Here is a 17,708-nt window from a genome sequence, read left to right as displayed (position 1 = left end):
GCGTCGACGACGTCACCTTGAAGGAATATCGGCAGACGGTTGACCCGAACAGTCCGCCCGTCACGCTTCTTTCGCCAGCGGGCAGCCCCGAGCCTTATTACGCCTATACCGGCTGGTATTCCGATCAGGCGGATGTTGCCGTTCCCGGTCCCGATACGGTGTGGAAGCAGCAGGGCACTGGCGCGCTCGCTCCCAGCAAGCCCGTCACGCTTACGTGGGACAACGGCAAGGGCCTCGTCTTCAAGCGCGCGATCACGCTCGACGAGCACTACATGTTCACCATCACCGACACGGTGGAGAACAAGACCGGCAAGCCGGTCACGCTGCGGCCACGCGCCGAAGTCGCGCGCCTCTACGAGCCGACAAACCTTTTCGGCTATTCCGTGCTGCATGAGGGGCTGATCGGGCTCTTCAAGGACGCGGGGCTGAAGGAACTTACCTACTCCAGCGCCATCAAGAATTTCGACCCCGCCGCGGATAACGGCAAGGGCGCGTCGAAAGAGATCATCAGCGACAAGGGCGGCTGGCTCGGCTTCACCGACCAATACTGGGCGGCGGTGCTCGTTCCCGACCAGTCCAAGCCTCTGACGGCCCGGCTTTTCGGCACGCCGCAGAAGGATTTCTTTGTCGAGTTCAGCGAGAACCCGGTGACGGTCGCGCCGGGCGCATCCGAGACCTTCACGAACAAGCTGTTCGCGGGCGCTAAGCAGGTCGCGCTTATCGAACAGTACATGGCGGACAACAAGATCGACCGCTTCGACAAGCTCGTCGACTGGGGTTGGTTCCCCTTCCTCACGCAGCCGCTCTATTTCCTTTTGAACTGGCTGTATCTGCATGTCGGCAATTTCGGCATCGCGATCCTTCTGACGACGGTTCTTGTCAAGCTTCTGTTCTTCCCGCTCGCCAACAAGTCGTATTCGGCGATGAACAAGCTGAAGATGCTTCAGCCGGAAATGAAGAAGATCCAGGAGCGCTTCAAGGACGACAAGCCGCGCCAGCAGCAAGCCATGATGACCCTCTACAAGAAGGAGAAGGTCAATCCGGCTGCGGGCTGCCTGCCCATCCTCGTGCAGATCCCCGTGTTCTTCGCGCTGTACAAGGTTCTTCTCGTTTCGATCGAGATGCGGCATGCGCCGTTCTACGGCTGGATCAACGATCTTTCCGCGCCAGACCCGACGAACATCTTCACGCTGTTCGGCCTTGTCCCGTGGACGCCGCCGCACTTCATGATGCTTGGCGCTCTGCCTCTCATCATGGGCTGCTCAATGTGGCTCCAGATGCGGCTCAATCCGACGCCCCCGGACCCGATCCAGCAGAAGATCTTCGCGTGGATGCCGGTGCTGTTCACTTTCATGCTTGCACCGTTCCAGGCCGGCCTGATCCTCTACTGGACGTGGAATAACATCCTGACCTTTGCCCAGCAGGCGCTGATCATGAAGCGTCAGGACAAAAATATGAACCTTCTAGAGCAGATCGGGCTCAAGAAGTCGAACGGCGCTGCGAAGCATCCGTCGCATTCTCATGACGTCGCGCACAAGCCGAAGGCGGAGCCTGTCCGCGCCGGCAAGGCCGCTGAGGTCAAGCCTGCGTCGACCGCGCCAAAGGCCGACTCGGCAGCACCCGTCGCTGAAGGCGAAGCGAACGAAGCCGTATCAACGGCGGAGGGTGCGCAGGCCGTCATCGACAAGCCGCAGCCGACCGAGCCGACAACGGCGCGTCCGGTCGCACCGGTTGCGGCCGCCCCGAGAGGCAACCTCGCGAGCAAGAAGTCGGTCAAGCAGCGCGGCAAGAGCGGTCGCAATCGCCGCCCCGGTCGGTAGCGGCCGATGACGCCGACCGACGAGGAAAACCACGCGCGGGAGCTGGCAGCCCGCGCGGAAGCGCTGTTCAAGGCTCCCGCCGAGTTCGTGCTCGGCGTGACCGATGTTGCTGCGCTTCCGGAAGGCAATCGGCCCGAGGTGGCGTTCGCCGGACGCTCGAATGTCGGCAAATCGAGCCTTCTCAACGCGCTCCTGTCGCGACGCAACCTTGCTCGCGTCTCCAACACTCCAGGGCGCACGCGTGAGGTGAATTACTTCTCCGTGGGCGATGCGCTTTATGTCGTGGACATGCCGGGCTACGGCTACGCCAAGGCCCCGAAGGCGCTGGTGAAAGGGTGGACGCAACTCATCCACGATTATCTGCGCGGAAGGCCCCAGCTCAAGCGCGTGATGCTTCTCATCGACAGCCGCCACGGTCTGAAACCGTCCGACAAGGAAATCATGACGCTGCTGGACAAGGCGGCCGTGTCCTATCAGGGCGTTTTGACCAAGGCCGACAAGCCGAAAGCGGGCGATCTCGGACAGGTCGTGCGCGAGACGGAAGCTGTCATGCGGACACATCCCGCTGCGCATCCCGTGGTTCTGACCACCTCTTCGGTGGATGGCGCGGGGATCGAAGAACTGCGGGCGGCAATCGCGGAACTTTGTTAACCTTTAATTAATACTTACGAATCCTTGCCGCCCTCAATATAGCGCGATCACGCAAAAGTGATCGAAGGGCTATTTACAACCGGGAATTTCTCGAGGTTGGCGGACGGTTGCCCACCACCGGCGTCCAGCGCTTATGCGCCTCAGCAGACAAAGATCATACAAAACAAATAGATAGCGTTGCGATATGCTCTCGCTCGCGGTTCGCTGGCCTTGCGCGCCTCCAGCGGGGCACAGCCTTAAGGGGTGAACGGTAGGTGCGCGCTCTGCGCGAGATAGCTATGTCCTTTTCTTGGTATTTACCCTACTGTTTCTATCAGAAGTTGCATCGAACTTCTTCGAGTTGGTCTTTGTAATGCGTGGTGTGGTCTGTAAAAGTAAATGTAAAATTGAGTGAGAAAGTAATGGCACGTCAAAAAGAAAACAAGACGGCGGAGCCCACTGCGTTAACGGTTGCCTTCACCCTTTCCCTTCTCGTCAGCGTCAGCACCATCGCCATAGAAGCGTGCCTGTCGCCGGCTCACGCGCAAAGCACCTTCAACGATTCCAGCCAGGGCTGGGCCTCCTCCAATGGGTCGAGCACGACCTACACCAAGAAGTCGCAGATCTATAACGGGCAGGTGATCGGCACCGACACTTCAGGCAACACCACGGCCTTGCAAGGTACGGGTGTAACGTCGTCCAACGGTGCCTCGAGCGCTTCTTTCAGCGCAAACGGTCTGTCGGTGTCCAACGGCGCGAACGTCACCACCGTCGGCCCGAGTTCGGTGACGACCGGGACCGTCTACGCCGATACGTTCAGCGGAGGCTCTCTCTCTACGACCAGCGTGAGCACGTCGTCGCTTTCGGTTTCGAACGGCTCGAATGCCACGACCATCACGCCGACATCGGTGACGACGGGCACCCTGAAGGCGACCACGCTCGACGTGGACAACTTCAACGCCACGAACCTGACCAGTACAAACATCAATGCGACGGGCGCGATTACAGCCACATCGCTGACCACGACCGGAGCTGTCAATTCGGGCTCGGTGAACACCGGCACCATGAACGCAACCACCGTGAATGCCTCGACATTCAACGGCGGCGCCTTCAACGGGCAGTCGCTCACCGTGACGGATGGCACGCACACAAGCACCGTTCTGCCGAGTGCGATCTCGACCACCGGAACGCTCAGTTCGGGCGAGATTACGTCGGGCAAAATTACCTCCACGGGCGACATCTCGACGACCGGGGCCTTGTCGTCCGGGTCGCTCTCGACCGGCGCGATCAATGCGACCGACATCACGACGAACACGATTACAGCCAACACGTTCAGCGCTACCAATCTCGGCACGTCGAACCTCACGGTGTCCAACGGCACGAACACCACCACGATCACGCCGACCTCGGTGACGACGGCGGCGACACGGCGACCTTTCAGGGCATGAAGCTCACGGTCACGACAGCTGACGGATCGAGCTACACGAAGGTGGTCGATGGCCATGTCGAGGTTTCGGACAGCCTCATCACCAAGGATCTGAAGGCGACCGGAACCACGACGCTCTCCAACCTCAAGGTGAAAAGCGGAGGCACGGCCGATATGGGCGGCGCGGTCGTGCATAACGTGGCGGGGCCGGTGGTGGGCAGCGACGCAGCGAACAAGGCCTATGTCGACTCTGTCTGGTTCGATAACACCGCCCGCGTTAAGGAACTGGACGGGAAAATAGATGCGGGTCTGCGCTCCGCTAACCGTCGCATCGACGAAACGCAGGAAGGCATCGCCATCGCGCTCGCGCTTCAGCAGCCGATCTTCGCGCCGGGCCAGAGCTTCGCGGTGCGTGCCGGTTGGGGCAATTTCGAGGGCGAGAGCGCGTTCGGGCTATCGGGGGCGGGTATTATCGGCCGCGACTGGTTCGGTCAAGGCACGCTCGTTGCTCTCGACGGCGGCTTCGGCTTCGGCGCGAGCACCGGCGCCATGGCGGGCAAGGCGGGCTTCACGTTCGGTTGGTGATCTGTTTGATCTGAACGATCCCACTAACGAAAATGAAGGCTCCCGGCCGTAAGCTTGGGCCGCGCCGTCTGGGCAACGGCGCGTCACCATCTCTGCAATCATCAAATGCGGGACGTCGTTTCGACCGACGGGCATGTCATGAAATCCACCGTGTTCCGAGTTGCCCTTTTCGTTGCCGCCCTATGCTCTGTTGCGATCTTCTCCGCGAGCGAAGTGCTTGCGGAGGGCAAGGGGGCACCCCTCGCCAAGCGGGCTTCCGAGGCCGCGGCGAAATCCCAGCTGAGCGCCACGATGGACGGCGTTCAAATCGCGATGCTGATCAAGTCCACCGTCATCGCGCTCCAGCACGCGAACCAGACCGGCAATTATTCGGTCTTGCGCGATCTGGGGACGCCGTTGTTCCGCGAGCGCTTCGATCAGGTCAAGCTTTCCGCGATCTTCTCGGGCTTGAGGGGCCGTGGCGTCAATCTCAGCCCGATCCTCGTGCTTTCGCCGACACTGACGAAGCAGCCGGAACTGACCGATCAGAGGCAACTTCGGCTTGTCGGGAATTTCCCCACGCAGCCGCTTCAAATCAAATACGAACTCGTCTATCAGCAGATCGACGGCGTCTGGCGCGTCGATGGCGTGTCGGTTGAGGCCGTCGCGGTCCAGACGACGGAGGCCGGACGGACCGGCGGAACGCCATCGCTCGCCGCGCAGACGCCCGCGCCGCGTAAGCCCGTCGCGAGCGTAAAGTCGGCAAGGAAGCCGGTGCAACAGCAATACTGATGCTGGGAGCCGGCCGCAACCAAGGCGTGCATAAACCCCTGCACGCGGCCCTTTCGTCTTGAAGTCGCCCGGTCCGGCTATTAAGAATGGCTGGCAGACTGGCGATGGTCGAGGGGTGCCCGTGAGAAAATACAGCCTGAGCCTTTTTTGTGCGGTGGCCCTAGCGATGGCGCCTGTCACGGCTTCGGCGCAGCCGTTGGGGCAACAGCAGGCGCAGTCGCCCGACGAGCTGCGCCTGATCCTCATGATCCGCAATGCGATCGTGGCCCTCAACCAGGCCAACATAACCGGCAATTATTCGGTGCTGCGCGAACTCGGCACGCCCACGTTCCAGCAGACGAACAACCCCGCAAAACTTGCCGAGGCTTTCGCGACCCTGCGCAATCGCAAGATCGACATATCCCCCGTCATGTTTTTCCCGCCAAGGCTCACCGCTCAGCCGAACATGCTGGAAGGTCAGGTGCTCCGTCTGACCGGGTTCTTCGCGACAGCGCCGGAGCACGTTAATTTCGACATCGCCTTTCAGCTTACGGGCGATCAATGGATGCTGGCGGCCATCGCCGTCAACGTCGCGCCTCCGGGCGAGGGTCAGCAGGCGTCTACCATGAGCGAGGCCCCGCCGCAGCGCGCAGCCGAGTCGAAACCGATCCGGATCGACCTGACCCAGCCCGCAGGCGGCGCCGCGCCACAACAACCGCAAAAGAAAGCTTCGCCGCCCCCGAAAAAGCCGAAGCCGGAGCAGGCCGCAGCGCCTCAGCAACCCGCGCGACCGACCCTCCAGCAGCAGGCTGGGCCGTCACTCTCTTCATCCGTGCCTGCGCCGTCCGCGCCAGCTCCTGCGCCTGCGGAGCAAACGCAGGTTGAGGTAGCACCGGCTCCCGCGCCTGCGCCCAACACGGCCTGGAACCCGTTTGGCCGTTGACGTGAAGAACAAAATCTCAAGCGCAGCGCTTTGCACGCTGGCAATGGCGGCTCTCTGTTTCGCCGCTCGCGCCGAAAATGCCACCGCACCGGCCGCAGAGCCCAGGGAGGCAAAGAAAGCGTTCGGGGCGATCAAGATTCCGCCCGCGCTGCCCCCGCAGGCCATCGGCCGGTACGATCTCGGCTGCGTCGCGGGCGCGCAGAAGATCGCGATGAATGGCGATGGCTGGCAGGCGATGCGCCTTTCGCGCAATCGCTACTGGGGGCATCCCGTGCTCATCTCCTATATTGAGACGCTCGCGCGCGACGTGAAGCGCCTCGACGGCCTTCCCGGCATCCTCGTCGGCGACATGGCGCAGCCGATCGGCGGGCCGCTTCTCGGCGGCCATGCGAGCCATCAAAGCGGCATCGACGTCGATCTCTGGTATAATCTCATGCCTGCGCGGACGCTTTCGGCGGAGGATCGCGAGAAATTCGCGGCCACCAACTATGTCGATCAGACCACGCTGACGGTCGATCCCGCGCGCTGGACGGACGCACAGGCGAAGCTCGTCAAGCGCGCAGCTTCCTATCCCGAGGTTTCGCGGATCTTCGTGCACCCCGCCATCAAGAAAGCCCTGTGCGACAGCGCGGGAAGCGACCGCGCCTGGCTGCAAAAAATTCGTCCGTGGTACAAACACGACGACCATCTGCATGTCCGCCTGAGTTGCCCGGCGGGCAGCAATGGCTGCGTCTCACAACCCGCGATCAAGGCTGACGACGGGTGCGGCGAGGAACTCGACGCATGGTTCAGGAAGCTGCGTGCGCCGCGCCCGAAGCCACCCAAGCCGCCGAAACCTCAGCCCAAGCCGAAGCCCACGCTCGTCACCGACCTGCCGGGCGAGTGTCAGGCTTTGCTCGATTTGGCCGAGGCCGAGAAACCGACGGCGTCGGGCGCGCGTTGATGGTGAAGGGGAGCGCGCCGACATGGCTGGCGCGGTGATTCATTCGGCACGGCTTGCGGCGGGACTACGCCTCGATCTCGTGATGCCGGACCATTGCGCCGGTGCCTCGGCGCGGTCTATGGTCTGCGTCTGGCAGGCACGATGCCGAGCGCGCGCGGCCGATGCGCGGGCGGCGCGCTGTCTGCGAAGGGCCCCTCCGCACGGCGTGACCTTGCCGAAATTGCGCAAACTCCTTGATCGCGAGGCTCGTCGTCAGCTCGTCAGCCCCTCGGCAGTTTGCGGCGCGCCGTGGCTTTCGGTGCCGGTGATGCCACCGTCTCGCCGCCGCTGCGAATGCGCGCGGGTTGCCGGGGCTTCCTTGGCGTCGGCGCGGCCACAAGCGGCGGGGTCGCAGCGGCCGCTGCTGCTTTTTGGCCAGCCGCTTTTCGCCGTTCGTCGACGGCCGAATTTGCTACGCGGTCTTCCCTCGAACCGGTGTCCGCTTCTCTCGAAACCGCCTTGGTGCTTTTGCGCGCCGGTGCTCGTCCGGGTGCCTCGCTCGTATCATCGATCCCGGAATGCGGCTTGGCCCGTTCGCGATCTGCACTTCGAGAAAGACTGTCCTCAATGTCAGCGCGTGGCTTCGCCCTTCCGCGTGGGGCGGCCGCGATTGGCGTTGCCTCGGGCGTTGCCGAAAGGTCTGGCTTGAAGGCTCTCGGCGACCTGCGGGCGCGGGGTGCAGCGCCGGTCGCTTCGGCCGCAAGCGCCATTTCGGTGGCGGCGTGTGCTTCGGCCCGCTTGCGACGGCCGGCGGCTACGCGGGGCGTCTTTGCCGATGCGATGCCAGTTGGCGGGTTCGCTCCCTGATCTTCGTCGGCCTTGGGAACGGGTGTGACCGTTGGGGACGCGGCGGTTTTAGGCGTCTTGCGTGAACGGGCCGCCGGAGGCGTCACTTCCCCCTCGGGCGCGAGCGGCGCAGCTTGCGCTTTCGCCGCCGCGCGCGGTTTCGCACGCCGCGCCTCCGATTTTGAAGCCTCGGTGGCAATCGCCGCCTCGACCGCAACCCGCGCGGCCCGCTCGTCCGCATCCCCCCACGCGCCCATCAGCGCGTAATAAAGGAGTTGCTCGAACTTCGGGCGGAACTCCGCGATAATCGCCTCCGGGTCCGGCACCATGGCCGCGTCCGTAATCAGCCCGAACTGCACCATGTCGTTGAAGGACAGGATCGAAACGCCCATACCGATGTCGCCCGATTGCGGCACCCAGAACATGATCTGCGAGACCCGCGCGCCGCCGAGATAGAGCGACTCCTTCGGCCCCGGCACGTTCGTCATGACGGCGGTGGCGCGCTTCATGAGCATGTTGAAAAGCCGGTCCTGCACCATCTGCGGCGCGTGTCCGATCACCTCCAGCAGGCCGAGTGTCACCGGCGGCTCCAGCGACTGCTTGAGCGCCTGCATGCGGCGCTGAACCTCGGCGAGGCGCGCCAGCGGGTTTTCGATCCCGGCCGGAAGCTCGACGCCAACCAGCCCGAAGCGGTTGCCGAGCTGGCCCGCCTCGTGGCTCTGGCGCATGTCCACCGGAATGAACGCGCGTATTTCCACGCCGTGGGTGTCGTCGCCCTTCGCCTTGAGATATTCGCCGAGCGCGCCCGCGACGGAAGCGAGCAGCATGTCGTTCAACGTGCAGCCGAGCGCGTGGCTGACCGCCTTCACCTCCGGCAGCGGGATCGGATCGGTCCACGCCACGCGCTTGTTGCCGGACGCCTTGCCCTTGAAGCGCGTCGGACTGTCCTCCGGCATCGTGAGCAGCCAGGCAAGTTCGCCCGCGACGCCCGCGCCCAGTCGCGCGGCCTGCGTCGGATTCTGCGCCAGCGCTGCGGCCTCCTTCCAGAGATCGACGCCCGTGCCGAGGCCGCGCTTCAGAAGTCCGAGGCCGGGGAGGGGGATGCGGAAACCAGACTGGCGCTCCCGCGTCGCGGTCCAGACAGAGCGATCGCCGCCATCGGTGATCGAGAGCATCACGCCCACCAGCGCCATGCCGTCCCCGATGGCGTGATGGATGCGAAGGACGAGCGCCGCGCCGCCTTCGTAATCCTCCACGAGCCGGATCTGCCAGAGCGGGCGCGATTTATCGAGTGGCTCGGACGCGAGGCCCGCGATATAGCGCTGAAGCTCGGCCTGCCCAGCCTTGCCCGGTAGACGAACGCGCTGGATGTGGCGCGCGCGGTCGAACCATGGATCGTCAACCCACCAATAGTCGCCCGAACGGGTCTCCACATGCTGCCGAAAACGGGGGATCGCAAGGAAACGCTCGCCTACGGTGTCTTCCAGCGTGTTGAGATTGAGCGGCCCCTCAAGTATAAGTACGCCTACAATGACCATCGGGTTGGACGGCCGGTCCATGCGCAGCCACGTGGTGTCTACCGCTGAGACGCGTTCCGCTTTCGACATTGGCGGGCACCCCTTGAGGTTCTAAATTGGCGGTTATGCGTCGTGTACGAAACCTTCATGCGCTGACAGGAAACAATCGTCCAAAACGGGCGACGCTTCTTAGTAAATACATCACAAAGGAAAACGATTGACTACCAGGAACGAGATTGCCAGGCGCATTGAATCGCTGCTCGACGCATCGGCGGAGCTTCGGGCGCGGCTTGCGGCCCGGCCGCAGGGAGAGGCCGCTCGCGATGCGTTGCGGCAGTGGCAGGCGCAGCGGCTTCAGCGCGAGCACGCCGACATCGTGGCCAATCCGCTCTATTCGAAGACGGCGCTGTTTTTTCTCAGCGACATTTACGGCCCGAAAGACCTGAGCCGCCACGAGGAAGAAGTGCGGCGTATTCTTCCCGTGATGAAGGCGGTGCTGCCTGAAGCGGGGCTCGATACCGTGGCGGATGCCATCGAGGTCAACACGATTTCCGAGTCGCTCGACACCGACATGCTGGAGGCGCTCGGGCAGGATGTGTTCGCGCTCGACATCGACAAATGGGTGGCGGCTTACAAGAAGGTCGGCCGCCGCGACGACCGCGAGCGCCAGATCGCACTGATCGCGAGCCTCGGCCGTTCGCTGGACCGGTTGACGCGCAAGCCGTTCATCGGCACGGCGCTGTCGATGATGAAAAAGCCTGCCGAACTCGCGGGGCTGTCCGATTTGCAAAGCTTCCTTGAGCGCGGCTATGACGCGTTCCGCTCCATGAAGGGCAGTTCCGCCGCGTTCGTGCGCCGTGTAACCGAGCGCGAGACGGAATTGATGAACGAGTGGCTACCTGCTGAGCGCGTGGCCGCGTCAAACTGACGGCGCGGTGGCGTGATGTGATGGGCAGAGCGTTTTCGAGCTGAGCCGATCGGTTCGCGTGCAGGAACCGTCAAATCGGGAGCCACGCGTTTTCGAGCGGAGTGGATACCGGCTCGCGTGAAGGCCTCCCGCAATCAGAAGACCAGAGCCATTTTTTGCGACTCGCTAACACTTCAAGTGACTAAATTGGCTGGGGCGCCAGGACTCGAACCTGGGAATGGCGGAATCAAAATCCGCTGCCTTACCGCTTGGCTACGCCCCAAATGATAAACTGCCAAGTTTTTGGAGTTTCACGGGGTTTAACATCGATACCACGGGGATTCAAGGGGGAACATGGGGGGAACAACAGCAATTTGCGTGCAAATCGCATGCAAGCAAATCCTAGGGTTTTGCATGCGAATGTTCTATTCTGTTCACGGACGTGTACGGATCGCCTGCGCACGTTCGCGCTTGTCGGTGGCTTCCTGAGCTATACATCGATCGGCGCGCATCTGATCAAGGCGGAAGCCGACAAGCCCTTCCGGTCGGCGAGGCGGAAAGCGGCTCCAAGTTTTTTGCGGTAGTAAATTCGAAGAGCTGACCATTTGAACTTGCGCCTGTTCGTTCGGCTTTGCGCCAAGTAGAAACATCGGCTTCGCGGGATCATGAGGTCGATAAAGGATCGGATCTGATCCATAAGCCTCGCAATTGCTTGTGCATGTTTGCTATAGCGATGCCACCTATTCGCAGTCTGGGATGCTCATGACAATCTCGGCATGCAGGCGCATTGCTTGGACCAAGCGCTCATTTGGAGCGGGCGGGGCGATCAAGGACTTTGCGAATGCGATCTGATCCTCAGCTGATAGCCGTAGAACAATACGCCCCTCATTGTCCCGCTCCGTATCTGAAGGACTTGTCTCGATTTCTGACATCTTCCCCACGCTCAATGTTCGCTGCCGCATTATACAGCACCCATGCACACGAACAACACGGCTTCCTCTCGTCGGCTACCCGCCTGGCTTGATAACGGAATGTCTTCGGCGCAACCCGATCATTGTACAGGCGCACGCCTGCGTATGTTCCCTTCGATCGCCCAGGTCATGGCGCTTCTCCTTGCTCCGGGCGGTCAGAGGTTTTTTCGTCGAAACGTCGAGCATCGATTCAGCGAGTAGCTTCTTCAGCCTCCTGTTCTCTGTCCGGTCACGCGAAACACCTCGTAGGAGGAGGATCGAGGGATAAGCCAGTTCCTGAAGAAATAGCCGCTGAAGGGGCTTTTCGAGGCGCGCGTGCGCGAGCGGTAGACAACCGTGTCGCCCGCATCGACATCGGGATAAACGATGGTAATGGCCTTCGCATCCCGTTCATAGACAAGAGCGATGCCGCTTGCGGCATCGCGGATGAGGACGTTGTATTCGTCAACGTCGACGCGCCGCCCATCCGATTTCCGGGTATAGGCTTCCAGAAGTTCGACGGGATCGACGCTCTCCCGGTAACTCAGTTGCTGCTGCGCCTCTTTCTCGATCGCGCTCTCGCGCAAGATCTTTATGCTGGTGCGGTCCTCGACCGTGGCTGAAAGATCGGGATGGATCACGACGTGAGATTCAAAGGCTCGGCTTGCCGAAGGGTCGCCCCCATCCGCGTCTTCATCTGAGCATGAGCCGACACCGCCAGTGCGAGGCAGAAGAACGCGCAAATCGCTGACCTGAGGAACGCCCTGGGATAAGCCAGTCTCGATTTCCGGAGTTCCCGCACGTCGCACCTCCGCCAGCATAGCCTGAACCTTCAGGTTAACACGATTACGGTGATGCTTTCCCGGCCGGAAGATGGACGAAATGTGGCTCCGAAGTTACCGACGCCGCGACATGACGGAGGGAGCGATGAGGAGCCGCTGATCGAGCGCTGGCGCCGCCATGGCTTCCGGCCACACTCCTCGCTTGGCTATCGTCCCCCGAAACGATCTTGCTTCCAGCATTCAACTTGGCTTACGCTCCGCTTTAGCCAGATGGGGGATAAGATATCCAACGGCAACCTGAAACGTCATACCGCCTCATCAGAACGGCGGGCACTCAGGAGAATACATCAACTGGACTCCACCCGTCATGATCAAGAAACGTCCCGAAACCGTCGCGGCCAGCGCGCTTGGCCGGGAAGACGAAGCCACGGGAGCGCTCATTCCACCGCTCTATCCTTCGACGACCTATATCCGCGATCTCGATAATCTCTATCGGCGCGGGCGTGTCTATTCCCGCGCGCAGAATGCCACCTTCGACACGGCCGCCGAGACGCTGACCGCACTGGAGGGCGGCGTGGAAACGGCGCTGTTCGGGTCGGGCATGGCGGCGGCAAACGCTGTGTTTCTGGCGCTTGCACCCGGCGATCATGTTGTCGCGCCGCGCGTGATGTATTGGGCACTTCGGGCATGGCTCGAAGGATTCGCGTCGCGCTGGGGCCTCCTCGTTGACTTCGCCGACGCGGGCGACATCGACGCGTTGAAAGCCGCCATCGTTCCGGGCCGCACGAAACTCGTATGGCTCGAAACGCCCGCGAACCCGCTCTGGACCGTGTACGACATAGCGGCGACTGCCGAGATCGCGCATGCCGCCGGCGCGCGCCTCGCGGTCGATTCCACAGTCGCGACCCCGGTTCTCACGCGGCCGCTTTCACTCGGCGCGGACATCGTGATGCACTCCGCCACGAAATATCTGAACGGCCATTCCGATGCGGTCATTGGTAGTGTGACGACGGCGCGGCAGGACGACTTCTGGTCCAACATCAAGACCGTGCAAAGCCAGAACGGCGGCGTGCCCGGTACGCTTGAGGCATGGCTCCTTCAGCGCGGCATGCGTACGCTATTTCCGCGCGTGCGCTGGCAAAGCGCTTCCGCGCAGACCCTGGCAGAGCGCCTTTCCGCCCATCCGGGCGTCGCCGAGGTTCTTTACCCCGGTCTGCCCGGCTTCAAGGGCCACGAACTGGCGAGCCGTCAGATGCAGGGCGGATTCGGCGGCATGCTGTCGATCCGCGTCCACGGAGGCGAACGGGCCGCCATCGCGACGGCCGCGCATGTCTCGACCTGGAAGCGGGCGACCTCGCTCGGCGGGGTCGAAAGCCTGATAGAGCACCGCGCCAGCATCGAAGGGCCGCGCTCCCCCGTACCCGCCGATCTCTTGCGCCTTTCGGTCGGCCTCGAAGCGGTGGACGACCTCTACAACGATCTTTCAGAGGCGCTCGCACAGGCGCGCGAGATTTAGGCCGAGGCGGCGGCGTTTACGCCGCCGTCGTCCTGACGGTGAGGCCGAGGTCGGCGGGCCGCGCGAGCGTCTGGTAGACGACGCAGTAGCGCTCGGTGAGCTTCACGAGCTGGTCGATGCGCTCCCGCGGCTCGGATGTTTCCAGATCGAAGGTGAGGCGGATGGCGCGAAAGCCCACGGGCGCGTCCTTTGCCACGCCAAGCGTCCCGCGAAAATCGAGATCGCCTTCCGCCGACACGACGCCGCCCCTGAGATCGAACGCGATTGCCGTCGCGACCGCCTTCAGCGTCACGCCCGCACAGGCGACGAGCGCGTCGAGCAGCATGTTGCCCGAGCAGGCGAAAGCACCCGTGCCGCCGGTCGCCGGATGCAGACCCGCCTCGACGAGCGCCTTGCCGGTGTCGACGCGGCAGACGAGGCTGTCGGCGTCGAGGTCGCCGCGCGCCTTCAGCGTGATGATTGCGGCCTCGGGCTCGGCTTTGTAGCGATCCTTCAGCGGAGCCTGAAGGGCGCGGAGATCGTCGGCGTTCATGCGTTTTCCCTGGTTAGTTTTGCGAGTTCGGCCTTGCGGCGGGCGACGATGTCTTCGACGACGGCGGCGTCGGCAAGCGTCGAGGTGTCGCCGAAATCCGAAAAATCGTTGTTGGCGATCTTCAGGAGGATGCGGCGGAGGATCTTGCCCGCGCGGTTTTTCGGCAGGGCCGGCGCCCACTGGATGATGTCGGGCGAGGCGATAGGACTGATACGCGCGCGCACCCATCGCGTGATCTCTCGGCGCAATTCGTCCGTTTCTGCCGCGTCCGCCTTGAGCGTGACATAGGCAAAGACCCCCTGTCCCTTCACGTCGTGATTATACCCGACGACGGCAGATTCAGCGACGGCGGGGTGGGAGGCAATGGCGCTTTCGAGTTCCACGGTCCCGAGCCGGTGGCCCGAGACGTTGATGACATCGTCCACGCGTCCGGCGATGCGGTAATAGCCGTCCTCGTCGCGGGTTACGCCGTCGCCGGAAAAGAAGCGCCCCGGAAAAGGCGCGAAATAGGTTTTCAGGAAGCGCTCGTGATCGTGCAGTATGGTGCGCGCCTGTCCAGGCCACGAGCCGCGGAAGCACATATTTCCGTCCGCCGGGCCTTCAAGCGTCACGCCTTCGGGGCTGACGACTTCGGGGCGGATGCCGAAATAAGGCTTCGCCGCCATGCCTGGCTTGTTCGGAATCGCGCCGGGGATCGGCACGAGCGTCACCGCACCCGTCTCGGTCTGCCAGTAATTGTCGACGATGGGGCAGCGCCCGCCGCCGATCACCGAATGAAACCAGCGCCACGCCTCCGGATTGATCGGTTCACCCACCGAGCCCAGCACGCGCAGGCTCGACAGATCGTGCTTCCTGACTGGTGCTTCGCCCTCGCGCATGAGCGAGCGCAACGCCGTTGGGGCGGTGTAGAAGATATTGACGCCGTGCTTTTCGATGATCGACCACCAGCGCGACGCATCGGGCCAGCTCGGTACGCCTTCGAACATGACGGTCGTCGCGCCGTTAAGCAGCGGCCCGTAGAGCTTGTAGCTGTGCGCCGTGACCCAGCCGACATCGGCGGTCGACCAGAACACATCGCCCTCGTGCCAGTCGAAGATGATGCGCCACGACGTCCCCGCATGCACCAGATAACCGGCGGTCGTGTGAACGAGCCCCTTGGGCTTGCCGGTCGAACCGGATGTATAAAGAATGAAGAGCGGGTCTTCCGCGCCCACTTCGACCGGCTCGCACCACGGCTCTGCGGCGTCCGTCGCCTCGTCGTACCAGAGGTCGCGGCCCGGCGTGAACGGAACCTCGGCGCCCGAGCGGCGCACGACGATCACGTGTTCGATGCTCGGCTGGTTTCGCACCGCGTCGTCGGCGTTGCGCTTCAGCGGCGAGATGCGCCCGCCGCGAAAGCCTTCGTCGGCGGTGATGAGAACCTTCGCTTTCGAATCGGCGATCCGATTTTCGAGCGATTCCGCAGAGAAGCCTGAGAACACCACTGTATGGACCGCGCCGATGCGGATCGTGGCCATCATCGCCACCATCACCTCGGGGATCACCGGCAGGTATATCGCGACCACATCGCCCTTGCCGACACCGAGGCTTTTGAGGACGTTCGCAAGGCGGTTCACCTTGTCCGCGAGTTCGCCCCACGTGACGACGCGGCTTTCGCCGGGCATATCGCTTTCCCAGAAGACGGCGGGTTTGTCGGCCTTCTCGGCAAGATGGCGGTCGATGCAGTTGACCGAGCCGTTGAGCGTGCCGTCGGCGAACCAGCGGACGCGGAAGTCGTTCACATCGAAACTGGTGTCCGACACCTCCGTGAACGGCTTGATCCAGTCGAGGAACGCGGCCTCCTTCTGCCAGAACCCGTCCGGGTCTTCGATGGACCAGCGGTAGAGGCGTTCATAGGCGGCCGCGTCGATATGGGCTTGGGCGGCGAATCCCGGCGGCACCGGGTAAACTTCGGACTGAACCATCTGTCTCATTGACTGGATGTTGGCGATGCGTTGCGGCAGGCGCACCGCAGTTCGCCAGGGTGAACCACAGCCGGAAGTCTTATAGGGAGGCACGCTGCGGGGTCCAGACATTTTTTGATTAAATCGCTAGACGTAATAATCAGGTAAATTTCTAATTCACCATACGATTGGCCTCATTACAGAAAAAACTATTTTTTCGATTAGTCGCCAAAATGCGGCTATCAGCCTTACATTCTTGGTGTCATATGGCTATTTGCTGAGCAATATATTGCGTTGACATAAATGTTATAGTCGAGCAAACATATCGATATTGATCGCAATGAGGATACCGTGAGAAGCAAGCTTATCGGGTGGGCGCGCGTTGCAGGCCGCGCCGCATTTGTCTCCGTGGTGGTTGGAGTTGGCATGGCGGGGCATGCCCGCGCCGACACGCTGCCCTCAATCAATCTGCAACTTACTCCCTGGACAGTCGTCGCGCAGGAGAGGGGGTTCTTCAAGGAAGAATTCAGCAAGATCGGAACGTCGAAAGTTACGCTGATCGCGGGTGGAGCGGCCGACCTCCTTGGCGCTGAAGCCGCCGCAGTCGGGGGTGGTGCCATCGCCATTGCGCAGCGCATGATCTATCCGGCAACCGTCCATCGCGCCAACGGCCTCGACGGCGTGATCATCTGGGCGTCCGAGCCGTCGAACCGCTATCGCGCCCCGATCCTGGCGCGCGCTGACAATGATAGCGTCAAGTCCGTGCAGGATCTGGACGGGAAGAAGTTCGGTTCGAGCCGCATCAGTTGCTACTGGTCATCGCCTTTCGAGGTAACGACCAACGCAGGGCTTCCATTCGATTCGCGGCAGACAAAAGGGCGGATCCGTTACGAGTCGATTGACAATTCGGCGGTCGCCATTTCGGCGGTGCTGTCCGGTGCGACCGACGCGACGACAGCTCATCTCGCCGCCGGCGCTTTCACGGGGGCCTGGCTGTCCGGCCGCCTCAAGGTGGTGGGGCACTCACCCGACGACGGCGTTTACGTGAATCACGCCGGCCGCGTCACCTACTTCGCGCGCCGCGACTTCGTGAACAAATATCCCGAGGTGGTGAAAGCGTTTCTGATCGCCCGCGAACGCACCCGCGAATGGGCGCTCGACCATGTCGAGGAAGCCACCGAAATCGTCGCGCGCGGAACGCGCGTACCTGTCGAGGTCGCCCGCTTCCAGATCACCCATGTCGGCGAGTGGGAATTCATGGCCGGTGAGCCACGCGCCGACCGCGCCCGTCAGTCCATCAAGACATTTCAGCAATGGTACGTCGACAACGGCGACGACATCCTGAACGAGCGCAGACTGACGGATGAGCAGGTCGACTCCTTCATCGACGGGCGGTTCTTCGTCGGCGGTGAATACTCCATCTACAATTAGTTAAATCTGGCGCGCTTCCCGAGCGAGGCGCGCATGGGACGGATGGAAATGAGCACCACAAGCAGTTATCTCGACTTGGCAGAAATCCGGCCGCCATCAAGAAGGGTGGCGAGGTTTTTCAGCAAAATCAATGCCGTCGGGCTTCTTCTGCCCCTCATCATCGTCACGCTCTGGCAGGCGGCTTCCACCTACCAATGGGTCGAGGCCG

Annotated in this window: 15 protein-coding genes and 1 tRNA gene; 10 read left to right on the top strand and 6 right to left on the bottom strand. The window is 62.5% G+C overall.

The window, feature by feature from the left end:
* The 7 genes from yidC to mepA all read left to right on the top strand — a co-directional run.
* Window positions 1–1,820 (top strand): membrane protein insertase YidC (yidC, locus tag T281_RS10855; protein WP_037238432.1); only part of this gene is annotated, 1,820 nt, incomplete at its 5' end.
* 6 nt (window positions 1,821–1,826) lie between these two features.
* Window positions 1,827–2,471: a ribosome biogenesis GTP-binding protein YihA/YsxC gene (gene yihA, locus T281_RS10850; RefSeq protein ID WP_037238410.1), complete on the top strand. Its 645-nt coding sequence runs from the start codon at window positions 1,827–1,829 to the stop codon at window positions 2,469–2,471.
* Window positions 2,472–2,872: 401 nt separating this feature from the next.
* Window positions 2,873–3,898 carry a hypothetical protein gene (locus T281_RS10845; RefSeq protein WP_037238407.1) on the top strand — a complete coding sequence of 342 codons (1,026 nt, stop codon included), beginning with the start codon at window positions 2,873–2,875 and terminating at the stop codon, window positions 3,896–3,898.
* Window positions 3,895–4,461 (top strand): hypothetical protein, encoded by a 567-nt coding sequence (locus T281_RS10840; RefSeq protein ID WP_037238404.1) that lies wholly within the window; start codon window positions 3,895–3,897, stop codon window positions 4,459–4,461. Before T281_RS10845 ends, T281_RS10840 begins: the two co-directional genes overlap by 4 nt.
* Window positions 4,462–4,566: 105 nt before the next feature.
* Entirely contained in the window at window positions 4,567–5,232 is a 666-nt protein-coding gene (locus T281_RS17780; protein WP_245269217.1) for a hypothetical protein, read from the top strand.
* 166 nt (window positions 5,233–5,398) lie between these two features.
* Window positions 5,399–6,154, top strand: coding sequence for a hypothetical protein (locus T281_RS17775; protein ID WP_052037381.1), 756 nt, complete (start codon window positions 5,399–5,401; stop codon window positions 6,152–6,154).
* Window position 6,155: 1 nt separating this feature from the next.
* Window positions 6,156–7,097 carry a penicillin-insensitive murein endopeptidase gene (gene mepA, locus T281_RS10825; protein ID WP_052037380.1) on the top strand — a complete coding sequence of 314 codons (942 nt, stop codon included), beginning with the start codon at window positions 6,156–6,158 and terminating at the stop codon, window positions 7,095–7,097.
* A 260-nt stretch (window positions 7,098–7,357) separates the two neighbouring features.
* Here the strand turns inward: mepA and T281_RS17770 are convergent, their stop codons facing one another.
* A complete protein-coding gene (locus tag T281_RS17770; protein WP_052037379.1) occupies window positions 7,358–9,529 on the bottom strand; it encodes a wax ester/triacylglycerol synthase family O-acyltransferase in 2,172 nt (723 codons plus the stop codon).
* A 127-nt stretch (window positions 9,530–9,656) separates the two neighbouring features.
* Between T281_RS17770 and T281_RS10815 the strand changes: the two genes are divergently transcribed.
* Window positions 9,657–10,367: a DUF8198 family protein gene (locus T281_RS10815; protein WP_052037378.1), complete on the top strand. Its 711-nt coding sequence runs from the start codon at window positions 9,657–9,659 to the stop codon at window positions 10,365–10,367.
* 187 nt (window positions 10,368–10,554) lie between these two features.
* Here T281_RS10815 and T281_RS10810 read toward each other — a convergent pair.
* The 3 genes from T281_RS10810 to T281_RS10800 form a co-directional block, all read right to left on the bottom strand.
* Window positions 10,555–10,629, bottom strand: a tRNA-Gln gene (locus tag T281_RS10810).
* 457 nt (window positions 10,630–11,086) lie between these two features.
* Window positions 11,087–11,278 (bottom strand): type II toxin -antitoxin system TacA 1-like antitoxin, encoded by a 192-nt coding sequence (locus T281_RS10805; RefSeq protein ID WP_245269216.1) that lies wholly within the window; start codon window positions 11,276–11,278, stop codon window positions 11,087–11,089.
* A 245-nt stretch (window positions 11,279–11,523) separates the two neighbouring features.
* Window positions 11,524–11,937, bottom strand: a complete 414-nt coding sequence (locus T281_RS10800) for a DUF3857 domain-containing protein (protein WP_037238399.1) — start codon at window positions 11,935–11,937, stop codon at window positions 11,524–11,526.
* Between the two features lie 508 nt (window positions 11,938–12,445).
* Between T281_RS10800 and T281_RS10795 the strand changes: the two genes are divergently transcribed.
* Window positions 12,446–13,594 carry a trans-sulfuration enzyme family protein gene (locus T281_RS10795; protein WP_037238396.1) on the top strand — a complete coding sequence of 383 codons (1,149 nt, stop codon included), beginning with the start codon at window positions 12,446–12,448 and terminating at the stop codon, window positions 13,592–13,594.
* Between the two features lie 16 nt (window positions 13,595–13,610).
* On the opposite strand, the gene T281_RS10790 is transcribed toward T281_RS10795, so the two are convergent.
* Window positions 13,611–14,126, bottom strand: coding sequence for an OsmC family protein (locus T281_RS10790; RefSeq protein WP_037238393.1), 516 nt, complete (start codon window positions 14,124–14,126; stop codon window positions 13,611–13,613).
* On the bottom strand, window positions 14,123–16,099 hold the full coding sequence (gene acs, locus T281_RS10785) for an acetate--CoA ligase (protein ID WP_245269215.1): 1,977 nt from the start codon (window positions 16,097–16,099) through the stop codon (window positions 14,123–14,125). The genes T281_RS10790 and acs overlap by 4 nt, the downstream gene beginning before the upstream one ends.
* Before the next feature lie 321 nt (window positions 16,100–16,420).
* Here acs and T281_RS10780 point away from each other — a divergent pair, with 321 nt between their 5' ends.
* Window positions 16,421–17,500 carry an ABC transporter substrate-binding protein gene (locus T281_RS10780; protein ID WP_052037377.1) on the top strand — a complete coding sequence of 360 codons (1,080 nt, stop codon included), beginning with the start codon at window positions 16,421–16,423 and terminating at the stop codon, window positions 17,498–17,500.
* Window positions 17,501–17,708 lie beyond the last annotated feature (208 nt).

This window comes from Rhodomicrobium udaipurense JA643 (assembly GCF_000636015.1).
GTDB classification, from domain to species: domain Bacteria; phylum Pseudomonadota; class Alphaproteobacteria; order Rhizobiales; family Rhodomicrobiaceae; genus Rhodomicrobium; species Rhodomicrobium udaipurense.
Note: the sequence above shows the minus strand (reverse complement) of the source record. Positions and strands in the feature narration are given on the sequence as shown.